The sequence below is a fragment of the Pseudomonas sp. PS01303 genome (assembly GCF_029959385.1).
Lineage (GTDB): Bacteria > Pseudomonadota > Gammaproteobacteria > Pseudomonadales > Pseudomonadaceae > Aquipseudomonas > Aquipseudomonas rustica.
In genome coordinates this window covers 38737-56311 of the sequence record NZ_JASCPK010000026.1, presented here as the reverse complement: position 1 = coordinate 56311, position 17575 = coordinate 38737, and the positions used below count along the sequence as shown (strand labels likewise).

16 protein-coding genes are annotated in these 17575 nt (G+C 58.6%); 3 read left to right on the top strand and 13 right to left on the bottom strand.

The window, feature by feature from the left end; all coding sequences use genetic code 11:
* Nucleotides 1–136 precede the first annotated feature (136 nt).
* Nucleotides 137–802: a DsbA family oxidoreductase gene (locus tag QMX93_RS10785; RefSeq protein WP_282355560.1), complete on the top strand. Its 666-nt coding sequence runs from the start codon at nt 137–139 to the stop codon at nt 800–802.
* Nucleotides 803–1012: 210 nt separating this feature from the next.
* Here QMX93_RS10785 and QMX93_RS10780 read toward each other — a convergent pair whose 3' ends face one another.
* From QMX93_RS10780 to QMX93_RS10730, 11 genes are all read right to left on the bottom strand, one after another.
* Nucleotides 1013–1351 carry a GlpM family protein gene (locus tag QMX93_RS10780; protein ID WP_008079444.1) on the bottom strand — a complete coding sequence of 113 codons (339 nt, stop codon included), beginning with the start codon at nt 1349–1351 and terminating at the stop codon, nt 1013–1015.
* 11 nt (nt 1352–1362) lie between these two features.
* Complete coding sequence (locus tag QMX93_RS10775; RefSeq protein ID WP_053123444.1) at nt 1363–2691, bottom strand: sigma-54 dependent transcriptional regulator; 1329 nt, start codon at nt 2689–2691, stop codon at nt 1363–1365.
* Nucleotides 2688–4589, bottom strand: coding sequence for an ATP-binding protein (locus QMX93_RS10770; protein WP_282355555.1), 1902 nt, complete (start codon nt 4587–4589; stop codon nt 2688–2690). The genes QMX93_RS10775 and QMX93_RS10770 overlap by 4 nt, the downstream gene beginning before the upstream one ends.
* Nucleotides 4590–4842: 253 nt before the next feature.
* On the bottom strand, nt 4843–5577 hold the full coding sequence (locus QMX93_RS10765; protein WP_053123439.1) for an amino acid ABC transporter ATP-binding protein: 735 nt from the start codon (nt 5575–5577) through the stop codon (nt 4843–4845).
* Nucleotides 5574–6245: an ABC transporter permease subunit gene (locus QMX93_RS10760; RefSeq protein ID WP_003227756.1), complete on the bottom strand. Its 672-nt coding sequence runs from the start codon at nt 6243–6245 to the stop codon at nt 5574–5576. Before QMX93_RS10760 ends, QMX93_RS10765 begins: the two co-directional genes overlap by 4 nt.
* Nucleotides 6245–6991, bottom strand: coding sequence for an amino acid ABC transporter permease (locus QMX93_RS10755; protein WP_053123437.1), 747 nt, complete (start codon nt 6989–6991; stop codon nt 6245–6247). Before QMX93_RS10755 ends, QMX93_RS10760 begins: the two co-directional genes overlap by 1 nt.
* A gap of 193 nt (nt 6992–7184) precedes the next feature.
* Nucleotides 7185–8111: a glutamate/aspartate ABC transporter substrate-binding protein gene (locus QMX93_RS10750; RefSeq protein WP_159815120.1), complete on the bottom strand. Its 927-nt coding sequence runs from the start codon at nt 8109–8111 to the stop codon at nt 7185–7187.
* Nucleotides 8112–8634: 523 nt separating this feature from the next.
* The gene (glpD, locus tag QMX93_RS10745) at nt 8635–10176 is read right to left on the bottom strand and encodes a glycerol-3-phosphate dehydrogenase (protein WP_282355549.1); all 1542 of its coding nucleotides are present in this window, start codon (nt 10174–10176) and stop codon (nt 8635–8637) included.
* A 247-nt stretch (nt 10177–10423) separates the two neighbouring features.
* Nucleotides 10424–11179 carry a DeoR/GlpR family transcriptional regulator gene (locus QMX93_RS10740; protein WP_007916700.1) on the bottom strand — a complete coding sequence of 252 codons (756 nt, stop codon included), beginning with the start codon at nt 11177–11179 and terminating at the stop codon, nt 10424–10426.
* Between the two features lie 95 nt (nt 11180–11274).
* Nucleotides 11275–12777 (bottom strand): glycerol kinase GlpK, encoded by a 1503-nt coding sequence (gene glpK / locus QMX93_RS10735; RefSeq protein ID WP_212546291.1) that lies wholly within the window; start codon nt 12775–12777, stop codon nt 11275–11277.
* Nucleotides 12778–12854: 77 nt separating this feature from the next.
* The gene (locus QMX93_RS10730) at nt 12855–13706 is read right to left on the bottom strand and encodes an MIP/aquaporin family protein (RefSeq protein WP_282355545.1); all 852 of its coding nucleotides are present in this window, start codon (nt 13704–13706) and stop codon (nt 12855–12857) included.
* Between the two features lie 361 nt (nt 13707–14067).
* Here QMX93_RS10730 and ybaK point away from each other — a divergent pair, with 361 nt between their 5' ends.
* Both ybaK and QMX93_RS10720 read left to right on the top strand, forming a co-directional pair.
* Complete coding sequence (gene ybaK / locus QMX93_RS10725) at nt 14068–14538, top strand: Cys-tRNA(Pro) deacylase (RefSeq protein WP_053123427.1); 471 nt, start codon at nt 14068–14070, stop codon at nt 14536–14538.
* Nucleotides 14539–14635: 97 nt separating this feature from the next.
* Nucleotides 14636–15418: a PhzF family phenazine biosynthesis protein gene (locus QMX93_RS10720; RefSeq protein WP_282355541.1), complete on the top strand. Its 783-nt coding sequence runs from the start codon at nt 14636–14638 to the stop codon at nt 15416–15418.
* Between the two features lie 78 nt (nt 15419–15496).
* On the opposite strand, the gene QMX93_RS10715 is transcribed toward QMX93_RS10720, so the two are convergent.
* Together QMX93_RS10715 and argF are read right to left on the bottom strand one after the other, a co-directional pair.
* A complete protein-coding gene (locus tag QMX93_RS10715) occupies nt 15497–16606 on the bottom strand; it encodes an ABC transporter ATP-binding protein (RefSeq protein ID WP_159815398.1) in 1110 nt (369 codons plus the stop codon).
* A complete protein-coding gene (gene argF / locus QMX93_RS10710; RefSeq protein WP_045123046.1) occupies nt 16603–17523 on the bottom strand; it encodes an ornithine carbamoyltransferase in 921 nt (306 codons plus the stop codon). The genes QMX93_RS10715 and argF overlap by 4 nt, the downstream gene beginning before the upstream one ends.
* Nucleotides 17524–17575 lie beyond the last annotated feature (52 nt).

The following is a 17575-nucleotide window of genomic DNA, read 5'->3' as shown; positions in this document are numbered from 1 at the left end:
GGCTCGCTCCCACAGGGGAGTGCGTTCCAAATGTGGGAGCGAGCCTGCTCGCGAAGGGGCCAACAGGGACACCAAAAAATCCGGAGCAGGTGTATCGTGCAAACTTTCCCGCACGATTTCCCCTGCGAGGTGTTTGATGAATTCCGCTCTGAAAATCGATTTTGTCAGCGACGTGTCCTGCCCGTGGTGCGTCGTTGGTTTGTATGGCTTGCTGGAAGCGCTGGAAATCCTGCGCAACGAAGTGCAGGCCGAGATCCGCTTCCAGCCGTTCGAGCTGAACCCGAAAATGGGCGCCGACGGGCAGAACATCGCCGAGCACATTCAAGAAAAGTACGGCTCGACGCCGGAGCAATCGCAGAAGAATCGCGACGCGATCCGCGCTCGTGGTGCAGAACTGGGGTTTGCTTTTCGCACCGATTCCAACAGCCGCATTTACAACACCTTCGATGCGCACCGTTTGCTGCATTGGGCGGAGCTTGAGGGTTTGCAGTTGCCGTTGAAGGAGGCGTTGTTCAAGGCGTATTTCAGCGATGGAGGCAATCCTTCCGATCACGGCCAACTGGTGCAGATTGCTGAGAGTGTCGGGCTGGATCGCCAGCGGGCCGAGGCGATTCTGGCGTCGGACGAGTTTGCCGATGAGGTGCGCGAGGAAGAGCAGGTATGGTTGCAGCGCGGGGTGAGTTCGGTGCCGACGGTGGTGTTTAACGGCCAGTACGCGGTGACGGGTGGGCAGCCGGTAGAAACATTTGTCGGGGCCATTCGGCAGATCATGGCCGAGTCGAAGGGTGGGACGGTTAGCTGATATAGGGCAGGAGCCAAAAAGCCCCTCACCCTAACCCTCTCCCCGAGGGAGAGGGGACTGATTGGGGGATGCTGAAGTGATACGCCGACCTGAGCGTGCTTCGCTGAATCCATAATCGACTCGGTTTTTCAGGTCGATGTAACTTGAACGACACCGCGGTCTGCCCCCTCTCCCTCCGGGAGAGGGCTGGGGTGAGGGTCGCTTTTGACCTTAACTGTGCAGGCGCACCCAAACCGTCACCAACACCGTAGCCGCCATCAACCAAGCCACCGCCGCCACCGCCAACGAAGCCTCCAGCCGCATCCGGTCTACCATCACATACAACGTCGCCAGATAGACGAAGTACGGAATGATCGACCACATCCCGAACACGATCGTCGTCTTCAAATCCTCAATCGAGCGCCCCTTGCCAACGATGTAATGCGCAATCAGCGCAAACGTCGGAAACAGCGGCACCAGGCCGGCGATGTAATAGTTTTTGGTCTTCGACAGCGCCGCGATGATCAGCACCACCGCTGCGCCCAACAGCGCTTTGAAAAACAGATCCACGTCGTTCTCGCTTAATGGCTCAGGCCGTATTTTTTCACTTTGTCGAACAGCGTGGTCTTGGCCATGCCCAACTCAAGACTCGCTTGAGTCAGGTTGCCGCCGCTGCGCTGCAATGCATCGCTGAGCAGGTTGCGTTCGAAGGCTTCCACCGCTTCGGCAAAGCCCAGGCCTTGTCCGCCGCTGTTGGCACCGGACTTTTTGAACGCCGGCAGGCCGAGAGCAAAGCGCTCAGCAACGTTACGTAATTCACGCACGTTGCCCGGCCAGTCGTGGCTCATCAGGTTCGACAAGGTCTGGTTGTCCAGCTCCGGCAGCGCGCGGTCGAAGCGCAGGGCCGATTGCTGAGTGAAGTGTTCGAACAGTTGCAGAATGTCTTCGCGGCGCTCGCGCAGGGGCGGTAATTCCAGCGTCACCACGTTAAGGCGGTAGTACAAGTCGCTGCGAAATTCGCCAGCCTTGCTCGACTCGTCGAGGTCGGATTTGGTCGCCGCGATCACCCGGCAATCCACCGCCACGCTCTGGTTCGAGCCGAGGCGTTCGAGGGTGCGTTCCTGCAGCACGCGCAGAAGTTTGATCTGCAACGGCAGCGGCATGCTTTCCACTTCATCGAGGAACAGCGTGCCGCCGTCGGCGTGTTCGATTTTGCCGATGCGCCGTTTGCCGGCACCGGTGAAGGCGTTGGCCTCGTGGCCGAAGATCTCACTTTCGAAGAGGTTTTCCGGCAGACCACCGCAGTTCAGCGCGACGAACTGTTTGCTGTGGCGCCGACTGAAATCGTGCAGGCAACGGGCGACCAGTTCTTTACCGGTGCCGGTTTCGCCTTCGATCAACACATTGGCCGAGGTGTCGGCGACGTTGGCGATCAGTTCGCGCAGGTTCTGCATGGCCGGCGAGCGACCGATGATGCGTCCTTCGAGGGAATCACGTTCGGCCAGTTGCCGACGCAGCGACGACACTTCACGAGCGAGGCTGCGTTGTTCCAGCGCACGTCGCGCAACATCGACCAGACGTTCCGGCGAGAACGGTTTTTCCATGAAATCGTAGGCGCCTTTCTGCATCGCGCCGACGGCCATGGAGATGTCGCCATGCCCGGTGATCAACACCACTGGCAGGCTACGGTCGCGCTGCTTGAGGCGCGTGAGCAGTTCGAGGCCATCGATGCCCGGCAGGCGAATATCGCTGATGACGATGCCGGCAAAATTGTCGCCGACCCGCTCCAGTGCTTCTTCGGCACTGCCGACGCCGACGCAGGGAATGTCTTCCAGCGTCAGCGCTTGTTGGCAGCCGAGCAGCACATGGGGGTCGTCTTCGACGATCAGCACACTGAGTTCTTGGTTCATATTGGCTCGGCGGGAGTAGGGCTTACCAACGGTAAACTGAGGACGAAAGTGGTTCCGCCGCCGCCCGGGTGTTCGACACCCAGATGACCGCCGGTGGCAGCGGCGAGGCTGGCGGAAAGCGTCAGGCCCAGACCCAGGCCTTGTTCGCCGGGCTTGGTAGTGAAGAACGGTTCGAACAGATGCTTGCGCGCCTCGGCGTCGATGCCGTGACCGTTGTCGCGCACGCGCAGGCGATATTTGCCGTTGAATTCTTCGCCCTCCAGCCACAGTTCGGGCTGCGGTTGCGCCTGCATCGCATCGAGGGCGTTGCCGACCAGATTGACCAGAATCTGTTCGAGGCGAGTCTGGTCGATCTGCACTTGTACATCGATGAACTGCCGATGGATTTGCAGCGCCGCATGCTCAACGCGCGCGCCGAGCAATTGCAGCGCGGCGTCCACGGCTTTGCCGAGACTGGCCTGACCCTGATTGTCACCCCGACGGGCGAACGAACGCAGGCTTGCGGTGATCCGGCCCATGCGGTCGATCAGGTCATTGATGGTCTTGAGGTTGGTGCTGGCGACGTCGAGCTGACCGCGTTCCAGAAAACGTACGGTGTTGCCCGAGAGCGTGCGCATCGCGGCCAGTGGCTGATTCAATTCGTGGGCAATGCTGGTCGACATCTGGCCGATGGCCGCGAGTTTGCCGGCCTGCACCAATTCATCCTGCGCGCGGCGCAAGGTCTCCTCGGCTTGACGGCGTTCGCGGATCTGACTCTTCAAGCGCTCGTTGCTGGCGCGCAGGTCGGTGGTGCGTTCGGTAATCCGACGCTCCAGTTGATTGTTGGCTTCCTGCAAGGCTTCGCGGGCGGCGAGGCGGGTGGCGATGACCTTGCGCCGCTCGTTCCAGGCGATCAGCAGGAAGGCGACCAGTGCGAACGCCACGGCGACGAGAATGCCTTGGTTGATCGCCTCGCGGCGCAAGTCCTGCAACGGCGTGAGCAGGGTGAAATTCCATGGCGTGTCGCTTAGCGGCCGGGTCTGCGCCAGGTAGCTGATGTCGTCCTCGCCTGACTGCACTTCGCTGTTGGCCGGGAAGGTAAGTTTCTCCACACCTTCGGCCAATGTTTCGCGGGCCAGCGGTTGTAGTTCGATTAGCGGGAACCAGTAGTACTGCAGGCTGCGGGCGAGTTTTTCTTTGGTTTCCTCGCTCAGCGGAATCACTGATTTGAGCCGGCGTGCCGGATCGCTGGAGAGAATGATGATGCCGTTTTCATCGCTGACAAACGCCTCGAGACGCGCACGCTGCCAGCGTTCTTCCATGGCTTCCAGACGCACTTTGACCACGGCGACGCCGATGATCTTGCCGTGCTCTTCGAGGCCGTGGGCGAGGTAGTAACCGGGTTCGCCGTTGGTGCTGCCGATGCCGTAGAAACGCCCGGGTTCACCGCGCACGGCTTTCTGGAAATAGGCACGGAAGGACAGGTCTTCACCGAGGTAACTGTCGACATCGCGCCAGTTGCTGGTGGCCATGACGCGGCCGGTGGTGTCCATGACGTAGATGGCCCGACTGCGACTGCGCCGGTTCAGGCCTTCAAGGTAAGCATTGACCGTTTGCCGGTGTTCCGGGGTCGGGTCGGCCAGCAGCCGCGACACACTCGTTTCGAGTTCCAGCAGGCTGGGCAGGTAGGTGTATTTGCTGATCTCGCTTTCGACCGCGCGGGCGTTCAGTTCGAGCTGGCGCTGGCCGTTTTCGCTGAGGTTGCGAATGCCAAAATGCTCACTGACCCAGAACCCGGCGTAACCCAACCCGACCATCAAAATGATGATCAGCGGCGGCAGGAACAAATGACGAATCAGACGGGGCTTCACGGCAAGTGATGGCGGCGCGGCGCGATATAGATTGGGGTCGCATTTCATCACAGATGCCTTGGGTCAACCACAACACTTGTTTGTGAATCACCGCTGGTTTGGAGGTGGACTCTGTGGCGAGGGGATTTATCCCCGTTGGGTTGCGAAGCAGCCCCAAAACCATCAATGCGGTTTAACTGAAAGACCGCATGCACAGGTTTTACGACTGCTGCGCAGCCGGACGGGGATAAATCCCCTCGCCACAGGGGATCTCATTGTCAGGCAGCCCGCACCCCACAGACAGGGTGCGGGTGTGTTGCTTTTAGTGCTGCAGGATTTTCTCGAGGAAGTGCTGCGCGCGTTCGGAGCGGGCCTTGATGTCGCCGAAGAATTCCTCTTTCGGGCAGTCTTCGATGATCTTGCCCGCATCCATGAAAATCACGCGATCGGCCACTTTGCGCGCAAAACCCATTTCGTGGGTGACGCACATCATGGTCATGCCTTCGTGGGCCAGTTGCACCATCACGTCGAGCACTTCGTTAACCATCTCCGGGTCGAGCGCCGAGGTCGGTTCGTCGAACAGCATGACGATCGGATCCATCGCCAGCGCACGGGCAATTGCCACACGCTGTTGCTGACCACCGGACAGTTGCCCAGGATGCTTGTGCGCGTGCGCCGACAAACCCACGCGCTCGAGCAGTTGCAGACCTTTTTTGGTCGCCTCTTCCTTGCTGCGGCCCAACACTTTGATCTGCGCGATGGTCAGGTTTTCGGTGATGGTCAGGTGCGGGAACAGTTCGAAATGCTGGAACACCATGCCGACGCGCGAACGCAGTTTCGGCAGGTTGGTCTTCGGATCGGCAATCGACGTACCGTCAACCACAACGTCGCCTTTCTGGAACGGCTCCAGCGCGTTGACGCATTTGATCAGGGTCGATTTACCCGAACCGGACGGGCCGCAGACCACGATCACTTCGCCTTTTTTGACCTCGGTGCTGCAATCCGTCAGTACCTGGAAGTCCCCATACCACTTGTTGATGTTCTTGATAGAGATCATACGGCGAACCTTTTTTGCAGACGCTTGACCAGCAGCGAGGCGGAAAAGCTGATGATGAAGTAGACGACACCGGCGAAGATCAGGAACTCGTTGGAACGGCCAATGATGTCGCCGCTGGAGCGGGCGGAGTTGAGGAAGTCCACCAGACCCACGGTGTAAACCAGCGAGGTGTCCTGGAACAGGATGATCGACTGTTGCAGCAGCAACGGCGTCATCTTGCGGAACGCCTGAGGCAGGATGATCAGACGCATGGTCTGGCCATAGGTCATGCCCATCGCCTGTGCAGCGGCCATCTGACCTTTGGGGATCGACTGCACACCGGCGCGGACGATTTCGCAGAAGTACGCGGCTTCGAACATCATGAAGGCGACGACGCAGGAGGTGAACGCGCCGATCGGCGTGTCTTCACCGGTAATCCAGCGCAGCACGAACGGCACCGCCAGGTAGAACCAGGTGATCACCAGCAGCAGCGGGATCGAACGGAAGTAGTTCACATAAGCGCCGGCCACGCGTGACAACAGTTTGCTCGACGACAGGCGCATCAGCGCCAGGATCGTGCCGAGCACGATGCCGCCGACTACGCCCATGACCATCAACTGCAAGGTCATCACCATGCCGTTCCACAGGCCCGGGATAGCGGGGATGATGCCGCTGAAATCGAAGTCCATTATTTGCCCCCCACGGAGATCAGGCCAGGCACCGCGACTTTCTTCTCGACCACGCGCATCAGCAGCATCAGGCTCATGTTCAGGGTGAAGTAAATCAGCGTGGCCAGGGTGAAGGCTTCAAACAGGTTGGCCGAAAATTCGGCGGTCTGTTTGGTTTGTGCCAGCAATTCCATCAAACCGATCAAGGACGCCACGGAGGAGTTCTTGAAGACGTTGAGGAATTCCGAGGTAAGCGGCGGAATGATGATGCGGTAGGCCTGGGGCAGCAGCACGTTCCAGTAGATCTGCGGCAGCTTGAAACCCATGGCACGCGCAGCCGATTCCTGGCCGCGTGGCAGCGCCTGAATACCGGTACGCACTTGCTCGCAAACACGCGCAGCGGTGAACAAGCCCAGGCACACGACAACGCTCAGGTAAGCCGAGGTGGTCGGGTTGAGGTCTTGTTTGTACCAGTCCTGCAGGTTTTGCGGCAGCAGGTCGGGCACCAGGAAGTACCAGATGAACAGCTGAACCAGCAGCGGCACATTACGAAACAGTTCCACGTAGCAGGTCGCGATGCCCGATACGATGCGGTTTGGCACAGTGCGCATGACCCCCAGAATGGAGCCCAGCAGCAAGGCGATGATCCATGCCACGATGGCAATGGCAATGGTCCAGCCCAAACCGGTGACGTACCAGTCGAGATAAGTCTCGCTGCCGACGCCGGTGGACTTGAAGAACACGCCCCAGTCCCAGTTGTAATTCATTAGGGTCTCCCCTCGAGATCGATCGATGTACAAGCACCCGCTCGGGGAAAATCCTTTCCCGTCCGACGTTGAACGCCGGGCACACGCGATCGGCTCGAAAACCGCCAGGTCGAGTGTTCCACAGTACAGCCAGCAGGTAGTAACAGACGCCTGAGGGAGAGTGGCTCCCTCAGGAGATAAGGTTAGTCAGGAATCAGATTTTTACGTCAGGCGCCGGCTTGTCGCTCGGGGTGGCGATCAGACCTTTTACCTTGTCGCTCATCGGGAAGTTGAGGTTCAGGCCTTTTGGTGGGATCGGGCTCTCGAACCACTTGCTGTAGATCTTGTTGATCTCGCCAGACTTGTACAGACCCACGATGGCGTCATCGACGGCTTTCTTGAAGGCCGGGTCGTCTTTACGAACCATGCACGCATAGGCTTCGAAGGACTGTGGAGTACCGGTGATGATCCAGTCGTTCGGCTTCTTGGCCTTGGCTTCTTCGCCGGCCAGCAAAGCGTCGTCCATCATGAAGGCAACGGCGCGGCCGCTTTCCAGCATGTTGAAGGATTCGCCGTGGTCTTTGGCGGAGATGATGTTCATGCCCATCTGTTTGTCGGCGTTCATCGCTTTGATGATGCGCTCGGACGTGGTGCCAGCGGTGGTCACGACGTTTTTGCCTTTGAGGTCGGCGAAGTCAGCGTAGGACGGCTTGCCATCCTTGTCTTTCTTGACCAGCAGACGCGTGCCGATTTCGAAGATGTTGACGGTGAAGTCGACTTGCTGAGCGCGTTCGGCGTTGTTGGTGGTCGAGCCGCACTCGATATCCGCGGTGCCGTTCTGGATCAGCGGGATACGGGTTTGCGAGGTCACCAGGTTGTATTTGACCTGCAGATCGGGCTTGTTCAGGTCTTTTTTCAGGGCTTCAACGATAGCCACCTGAATGTCGTGGGAGTAGCCCACTGGTTTGCCGGAAGCATCTGCAATGTAGGAAAACGGAATGGAGCTGTCGCGGTGAGCGAGCGTGATGGTGCCCGAATCGTTGATTTTCTTCAGGGTGCCGGTGAGTTCGGCGGCGAAAACTGGCGTGCTGATCAGAGCGGCAGCAATGGCTGCGCCCAGGATATGGGGAACGATGCGCATCAAATTTTCCTCGACATTGTTTTTTTTATGGAGCCAGTTCGTCGGCCCTTTTGTGCTTCGAATGCCTGACGGCTCCTGAAGTGTTGGCACAACAGGCATTCGTCGAGAGAGTGTAGAGCATGACTCGTGCCAGACCAGTCTTGATTGGTTAAGGTTATGATTTATAAGGATATTAAAGTTTTGTGGCGGATTTTTTTGTGGGGAGTGATCCGGTTTACCGAATTGACCGGGGAGTCTCGTTCGGAAAACCGAACAGTCAAGAGCCCCTCACCCTAGCCCTCTCCCGGAGGGAGAGGGGACTGACCGGGTTGTATGAGCGAGATGCACCGACTTGGGATACCGAGTCGAACTTATATTTTGAAGCCCACGAAAATCGGCTCCCTTCCCCCTCTACCCCCTGGGGGAGAGGGCTGGGGTGAGGGGGAAAAGATCTAACTGACTCAATGAGATTCAATAAAACCCACAAAACAAAAAGCCCCTGAACCTTACGATTCAGGGGCTTTTTGTTTAACCAATGTTCAAATCACGCCGCTTCAATCTTGCTACGGTTCTGCTCAACCTTACCCAGATACGCCGCAAGCTTCTCCTGCTCCGCCGGAGTGGTAAACAACCCCAGCTTGCTACGACGCCACAGAATGTCGTGCGCCGTGGTCGCCCACTCTTCGCTGCACAGGTAATCGACTTCACGGGTGTAGAGCCCGCCGCCAATGTGTTCGCCCATGTCGGCGAGGGTTTCAACGCCCTCGAGCATGCGCCAGGTACGGCTGCCGTACGTGGTCGACCAACGACGGGCGATCTCGCTCGGCACAAAGTCGTACTTGTCGCGAATCATCGCGCTCAAGGCTTGCGGCGTGGTCATGTCTTCGCCGCCGGGCAGGGTGGCGGTGGCCGTCCAGCTCGGGCGCATCTGGGTGAAGAACGGCATCAGTTGCGCCATCGCCGATTCGGCGAGTTTGCGGTAGGTGGTCAGCTTGCCGCCGAACACCGACAGCAGCGGCGCTTCTTCAGTGCTGCCGGACAGCGCCAAGGTGTAATCGCGAGTGACCGCCGACGGGTTGTCGGATTCGTCGTTGCACAGTGGACGCACGCCTGAGTAGCTGTGCTGGATGTCTTCGCGGCTGACTTGTTTCTTGAAGTGAGCGTTGACCACTTTCAGCAGGTAATCGGTTTCGCCTTCGGTGATGGCGACCTTCGCCGGATCGCCAGTGTATTCACGGTCGGTGGTGCCGATCAGGGTGAAGTGGTTGTTCAAGTACGGAATGGTGAAAACGATGCGCTGATCTTCGTTTTGCAGAATGTGCGCGTGATCGCCTTCGTACAGTTTCGGCACGATGATATGGCTGCCTTGAATCAGACGGATGCCGTACGGCGATTCCATCTTCAGATCGTCACGGATGAACTTGGCGACCCACGGGCCGGCGGCGTTCACCAGCGCTTTGGCGGTGATCGAAAAAAGGCTGCCGTCGGCGCGTTCCAGGTTCAGGTGCCACAAACCTTTGGCGCGACGGGCGCTGACGCAACGGGTCTGGGTGTGCACGTGGGCGCCTTTTTCGCGGGCGGCCATGGCGTTGAGTACCACCAGGCGAGCGTCGTCGACCCAGCAATCGGAGTATTCGAAGCCTTTCTTGATTTCGCTTTTCAGTGCGCTGTCGGCGCCGAACTTGAGGCTTTTCGAACCTGGCAGTTTTTCGCGCTTGCCGAGGTTGTCATACAGGAACAGGCCGGCACGAATCATCCACGCCGGACGCAAGTGCGGACGGTGCGGCAATACGAAGCGCATTGGCTTGACGATGTGCGGGGCTTTGGCCAGCAGCACTTCGCGCTCGGCCAGTGCTTCGCGCACCAGACGGAATTCGTAATGTTCGAGGTAGCGCAGGCCTCCGTGGATCAGCTTGCTGCTGGCCGACGAAGTGTGGCTGGCGAGGTCGTCCTTTTCGCAAAGGAACACCGAGAGACCGCGACCGGCGGCATCCGCTGCGATCCCCACCCCATTGATCCCGCCGCCGATAACGGCGAGGTCGTAGATCTCGGAGATAGGGGGCGTACGCAAGGTAGATGTGGACATCGGCTGGCCTCAGGCTCTTTTGATTTTCTATATTGGAAATCGAACATGAATGTTCATTTACGAAAATGGTAGCCGATAAACACGCGCACAGCCAGTCGACTTCGATTGAAAAAACTCATCGAAGGGCAGAGAAAGGAAAATTTTCGAACATTAAAAGCAAAAGATCGCAGCCTTCGGCAGCTCCTACAGGTCAAGTGAACCCATGTAGGAGCTGCCGAAGGCTGCGATCTCTTGATCTTGAGGGTTTTTAAACCACTTCCAACCGAATCTTGTGCTGACTCAACAACTGCGCCAACGCCGGCACCGGCTGCTGATCGGTCACCAAACAATCAATCAGACTGATCGGGCCAAGACGAATCATCGCATTGCGCCCAAACTTGCTCGAATCCGCCGCCAGAATCACCTGCCGCGCATTGGCAATGATCGCCTGCGAAACCCGCACTTCCTGATAATCAAAATCCAACAAACTGCCGTCTTCATCAATCCCGCTAATCCCGACCAGCGCGAAATCAACCTTGAACTGATTAATGAAATCCACACTCGCCTGACCGACCACACCGCCATCACGACGAACATTTCCGCCAGTCAGCAGCACATCAAAATCATCCTTGGCACTGAGCATCGACGCCACGTGCAAGTTATTGGTGATGATCTTCAAATGGTTGTGATTGAGCAGAGCGCGGGCAATCGATTCGGTGGTGGTACCGATGTTGATGAACAGCGAGGCGTGATCGGGGATCTGTGCGGCGATGGCTTCACCGATGCGTTGTTTTTCATCGCGCATTTGATCGGCGCGCATCGCATAGGCAGTGTTTTCGACGCTGGAATCATAGGCGGCGCCGCCGTGGTAGCGACGGAGCAAATTGGCTTCCGCGAGCTGATTGATGTCGCGGCGGATGGTTTGCGGAGTAACAACGAACAGCGTGGCCATTTCCTCGATGCTCACATAGCCGCGTTCGCGAACCAGCTCGAGGATTTGCTGCTGACGGGGAGGCAGATTCATGGGGCTTCCTTTGGGCTGCCGTGCAAAATTTGCCCATGATGCCGCAGGAATCTCCTCCCTACCAGTTACAAGCCTTTACAAGTACTCAGGTTGGCTTATTCAGCGTCTTCACGCGCCCAGTCACGGGTGCGGCTGACGGCTTTCTTCCAGCCTTTATACAGCTTCTCTTTTTCTACTTCGTCCAGGCTCGGCTCGAACTCGCGCTCGATCACCGCTTTGCCGCGCAGTTCTTCCAGACTGCCCCAGAAGCCGCACGCCAGACCGGCCAGATACGCCGCACCGAGTGCCGTGGTTTCGCGCATTTGCGGACGCTCGACCTGAGTACCGAGGATGTCGGCCTGGAACTGCATGAGGAAGTTGTTCGCCACCGCGCCGCCGTCCACGCGCAGGGCTTTCAGGCGTTCGCCGGAATCCTGTTGCATGGCGTCGAGTACGTCGCGGGTCTGGTAGGCAATCGATTCCAGCGCGGCGCGGATGATGTGATCCACGCGAACGCCGCGCGTCAGGCCGAACAGTGCGCCACGGGCGTACGGATCCCAGTAAGGAGCGCCCAGGCCGGTGAAGGCTGGCACCAGGTACACGCCGTTGCTGTCCTTCACTTTATTGGCGAAGTATTCGGTGTCGTGGGCGTCGTTGATGATTTTCAGCTCATCACGTAGCCATTGCACGGTCGAACCGCCGTTGAATACCGCGCCTTCCAGGGCGTAAGCGACTTCGCCGCGCGGGCCGCAAGCGATGGTGGTGAGCATGCCGTGCTGCGATTTCACCGCTTTGTCGCCAGTGTTCATCAGCAGGAAGCAGCCGGTGCCGTAGGTGTTTTTCGCCTGACCTGGTTCTACGCACATTTGACCGAACAGCGCCGCTTGCTGGTCGCCGGCGATACCGCCGATTGCGATCCCGCTCTTGGTGTGGCCGTAAATTTCCGAGGACGCCTTCACTTCCGGAAGCATCTCGCGCGGGATGTCGAGAATCTCCAGCATCTTCGCGTCCCACTCCAGCGAGTGAATGTTGAAGAGCATGGTGCGCGAGGCGTTGGTGTAGTCGGTGACGTGCACCTTGCCGCCAGTGAATTTCCAGATCAGCCAGCTATCGACGGTACCGAACAGCAGCTCGCCGTTGCGCGCACGCTCGCGGCTGCCTTCGACGTTATCGAGGATCCACTTCAGTTTGGTGCCGGAGAAGTACGGGTCGGTGACCAGACCGGTGGTGTCGCTGATGTATTGCTCGTGGCCATCGCGCTTGAGCTGCTGGCAGATTTCGGTGCTGCGGCGGCACTGCCAGACGATGGCGTTGTACACCGGGCGACCGGTGGTCTTGTCCCAGACCACGGTGGTTTCACGCTGGTTGGTGATGCCGATAGCCGCGACTTGGTCGTGGTGCAGACCGGCCTGTGCCAGCGCTTCAACCATCACCGCACTTTGGGTGGCGAAGATTTCCATCGGATCGTGTTCGACCCAACCGGCTTGCGGGTAATGCTGAGCGAATTCGCGCTGCGCGGTGCAGACCACGTTCGCGTCGCGGTCAAAAATGATCGCGCGAGAGCTGGTCGTACCCTGATCGAGGGCAATGATGTAGTTCTTATTCTGAATGTCGGTCATGTCGATTGCCTTGGACGAAATAAGGGTGATTGGGCCGTGGCGCAGGCTCGGATGGGCAGGAGCCTGCGCCGACTGTTTCAAGAAGTTCTTGGTTTGCCGTCAATGGCCGGTTCTGCATCCTTTGTAGCAGGTGTGGCGCCGGTCAGGTGACGGGCGATGAGCCCGCGATACCCGGCAGCGCCGAGGCAGGCACCGACAATCGGTGCAAAAATCGGAATCAGGAAGTACGGAATATCGCGGCCGCCAGTGAAGGAAATTTCACCCCAGCCAGCGAAGAAAGTCATCAGTTTCGGACCGAAGTCACGCGCCGGGTTCATCGCAAAACCGGTCAGCGGGCCCATCGAGCTGCCGATCACCGCGATCAGCAAGCCGATCAGCAGCGGCGCCATCGGGCCTCTTGGCAGACCATTGTTGTCGTCGGTCAGGGCCATGATCACGCCCATCAGGATCGCGGTGATGATCATCTCGACCAGGAATGCCTGGGCGGTGGACAGCACTGGATTCGGGAACGTCGAGAACACCGAGGCCAGCTCAAGGCTGGCGACCGACCCGCGAACCATTTGGTGAGTTTGTTCGTAATCGAAGAATAGATTGCTGTACAGCGTGTAAACCAACAGCGCCCCGCAGAATGCGCCGGCGATCTGCGAGAGAATATAGAAGGGCAGTTTGCGCTTTTCAAAGTCGGCGAAGATTGCCAGCGCGATGCTGACAGCCGGGTTCAAATGCGCGCCGGAAACCCCGGCCGTGAGGTAGATCGCCATGCTCACGCCGACGCCCCAGATGATGCTGATTTCCCACAGGCCGAAGCTGGCGCCCGCGACTTTGAGCGCGGCGACACAGCCAGTGCCAAAAAAGATCAGAAGTGCAGTACCCAGAAATTCGGCCATGCATTGGCTCGAAAGCGATGGTTGCTGTAAAGCAGTTGTCATTGAAAACCTCAATTTTTGTTGTTGTCTGGCGCGATTGCCGACAGGGCAAGGCGCGATTTTCACCGGGTCGGAATCCCCATTCGTTTCCCGGTTTACTGCTGAGTGCTGCAATGATGATAATTCTTACATTATTCAGATTCGAAAAAATATAGACAAGAAACAAACCTGTCAAAGGTCGAAAGTGAACCGTCAGTCACAATAGAACTATCAGTCGCATGAATGACTCACCGGGTGACCGCTTTCGTAGCGTTGTGAATTACCTGCAAAGCCGCGTAATTCGGGGCCGGGATAGAGCCTTTTACGGCTCGATGTCCTAGAATCCGGCGCAGGATTTTCTGCCATTGCCGAGCCTGGAGCTGCCATGACCCCTGCGTTGGACTTGTTGAAAAAAGTTCGTGCCGAACATCGCGTGCACAGTTACGAACATGACCCGAAGGCCGCGTCCTACGGGCTGGAGGCTGCGGAAAAACTGGCGCTAGAGCCAGCGCAGGTGTTTAAAACCTTGCTGGCGGCGAGTGAAAAAGGTGAGCTGCTGGTGGCCGTAGTGCCGGTCGTCGGAAGCCTCGACCTCAAAGGTCTGGCGCAGGCGGCGGGGGTGAAAAAAGTCGAGATGGCTGACCCGGCAGCGGCGCAGCGATCCACCGGTTATCTGCTGGGCGGTATCAGTCCGTTGGGGCAGAAAAAGCGTCTGCGCACCTTCATCGATAATTCCGCTCAGGCTTTTGCGACTATTTATGTCAGCGCCGGCCGGCGTGGGCTAGAAGTCGAATTGGCACCCGCCGTGCTCGCTGAACACACCCAGGCCAAATTCGCCGACATCGGTCGTGCGTAATGTTGGCTGATTCTGTATGAAGAAAATTGGCCGGTTCTGTCGCTGGCGCTGATCCGGTATGCGCTGCATGCTAGGCCGACTGACTAGGGAGAAGGTTATGCAGCTCGAGTTTCATCAGGTTGACGCATTCAGTGAGCGGCCGTTCAGTGGCAACCCGGCGATGGTTTATCGGCTGGATGCGTGGCTCGCCGATGATTTGATGCAAAAGATCGCGGGTGAACACAACCTGGCGGAAACCGCGTTTCTGGTGCGTGAAGGTTCGGCCTGGCATATCCGCTGGTTCACCCCGACCACTGAAGTGCCGCTGTGCGGCCATGCGACGCTGGCCAGCGCTTATGTGTTGTTCGATATCTATAAGGAAACGGCCGAGCGTATCGACTTCACTTGCAAGTCCGGGCCGTTGAGCGTGACGCGGGCAGACGGGCGTTTGTGGCTGGATTTCCCCTCGATTGTGCCGTCAGAGATTGGCGTGACCCTGGATGTCGAGCGGGCGCTGGGCGTTGAAGCGGTTGACGTGCTCGGCTCGAACGAACTGTTTGTGGTGCTGGAGTCGGAGCAGGCCGTACTCGATTGCAAGCCGGACATGGTCGCGCTGGCCAAACTGCCGTGGCTCGGTGCAATCGTCACCGCGCGCGGTAATCAGCATGATTTTGTCTCGCGCTATTTCGCCCCGGCGATTGGCATCAATGAAGATCCGGTGACCGGGTCGACGCACTGCAGCTTGATTCCGTATTGGTCAAAACGTCTGGGCAAATCGAGCCTGACCGCGTGCCAGCGCTCGGCGCGGGGCGGGGAGTTGTTTTGTCGGCTGGAAGGTGAGCGGGTGAAGATTGGCGGGCATGCAACGCTCGTCGCGAGCGGCACCCTGATCCTGGGTTAAAAGCTAAAAGATCGCAGCCTTCGGCAGCTCCTACATTGATCCCTGTAGGAGCTGCCGAAGGCTGCGATCTTTTGATCTTTAAAGGGCGGTGTTGTAGCGGCGGACGCCGTTCTCAACTGCCGGGATCTGCGCAGCAGTGCTGCCGGAGGCCTGGAACAGCACCAAGTGTTCAGCCGCAACCCGAATCCCTACTTCCGCACCGACCTGATGATCAGCATGGCTCGGGAAAATCGATTCCAGCTGCGCCCCCGTCGGCAGTTGCAGGCGATACAAGGTCGAAGCACCAAGGAATGTCTTGCCAACAATCCGTGCCTTCAACCCACTGTCTGGCGCATAAACAATGTCATCCGGACGCAGCAACACATCCACCGCCCCGCCAATCGGCCAGGTATAAGCCCGATTACCGCGCAACTCACCCAATTCAGTCTGCACCGATTCCGGGCTGCCGAGCTGGCCGCGAATGAAGTAACCCTGACCGATAAAACTCGCCACAAACGGCGTCGCCGGTTCGTGATACAGGTTGTACGGCGTGTCCCACTGTTCCAGCCGACCTTCTTTAAACACGCCAACGTGATCGCTGACGGCAAAGGCTTCTTCCTGATCGTGGGTGACCAGAATCGCGCTGGTGCCACGGGCCTTGAGAATGTCGCGCACTTCGTGGCTGAGCTTGCGGCGCAGCTCGCCATCGAGGTTGGAGAACGGCTCGTCGAGCAGCAGCAATTGCGGCTCCGGCGCCAACGCACGGGCGAGGGCGACACGTTGTTGCTGACCACCGGATAGCTCGTGCGGGAAACGCTTGCCGAGATTTTTCAGGTTGACCAGTTCCAGCAGCTCTTCGGTGACGCGCTCCTTGTTCGGATGCTTGCGGATACCAAAGGCGATGTTGTCGGCGACGCTCAGGTGTGGAAACAGCGCGTAGTCCTGGAACACCATGCCGATCCGGCGCTTCTCCGGCGCCAAGGTGAAACCGGCGCTGGAAATGGTCTCGCCGCCAAGGGTGATTTCGCCCTCGTGCACCGGTTCAAAACCGGCGATGGCGCGCAGGGTGGTGGTCTTGCCGCAGCCGGACGAGCCGAGCAGGCAGCCGATGTCACCGGCGTTGAGGTGCAGATTGAGGTTCTGCACCACGCGTTGATCTTGATAGCCGCAAGCGAGGTTGCGCAGGTTCAGCAGTAGTTCATGGCTCATGCGTGGTGATATGCCGGTTCAACGAGGAACTCGAGCAGGGCCTTCTGTGCGTGGAGACGGTTTTCTGCCTGATCCCAGGCGACGGAGCGCGGGTCATCAAGCAGGTCGAGACTGATTTCTTCGCCACGGTGCGCCGGCAGGCAATGCATGAACAACACGTCCTCGGCAGCGAGGTCGAGCAGCGCACGGTTGACCTGAAACGGCGCGAACAGCTTGAGGCGCTTGGCAGTTTCCTCTTCCTGACCCATCGAAGTCCAGACGTCGGTGCTCACCAGATGCGCGCCGCGCACGGCGTCTTGCGGATCACGGACGATGGTCACGCGATCGCCAGCCTTGGCGACGAATTCCGGGTTCGGCTCGTAACCTTCCGGGCACGCGACGCGCAACTGGAAGTCGAACTGGATCGCCGCTTCTATATAGCTGTTGCACATGTTGTTGCCGTCGCCGATCCAGGCCACGGTTTTGCCCTGGATCGAACCGCGATGTTCGAGGAACGTCTGCATGTCGGCCAGCAACTGGCACGGGTGCAGGTCATCGGACAGGCCGTTGATCACCGGCACGCGCGAGTTGGCGGCGAATTCGGTCAGGGTGCTGTGGGCAAAGGTACGGATCATCACCGCATCGAGCATGCTCGACATGACGATGGCGCAGTCACCGATCGGCTCGCCACGGCCCAGTTGGGTGTCGCGCGGCGAGAGGAAGATCGCCTGACCGCCGAGCTGGATCATGCCGGCCTCGAAGGAGATCCGGGTGCGGGTCGAGGATTTTTCGAAGATCATGCCCAGCACGCGGTTTTTCAGAGGCTCGAACAGTACACCGCGGTTACGCAGGTCCTTGAGCTCAACGCCTCGACGGATCACGCTGACCAGCTCTTCGGGCGTGCAATCCATCAGGGAGAGAAAGTGCCTTGCGCTCATCATTGACTACCTTTTTGCTACAAACCGCAGATGCTCAAAGCCTTGTTTAACG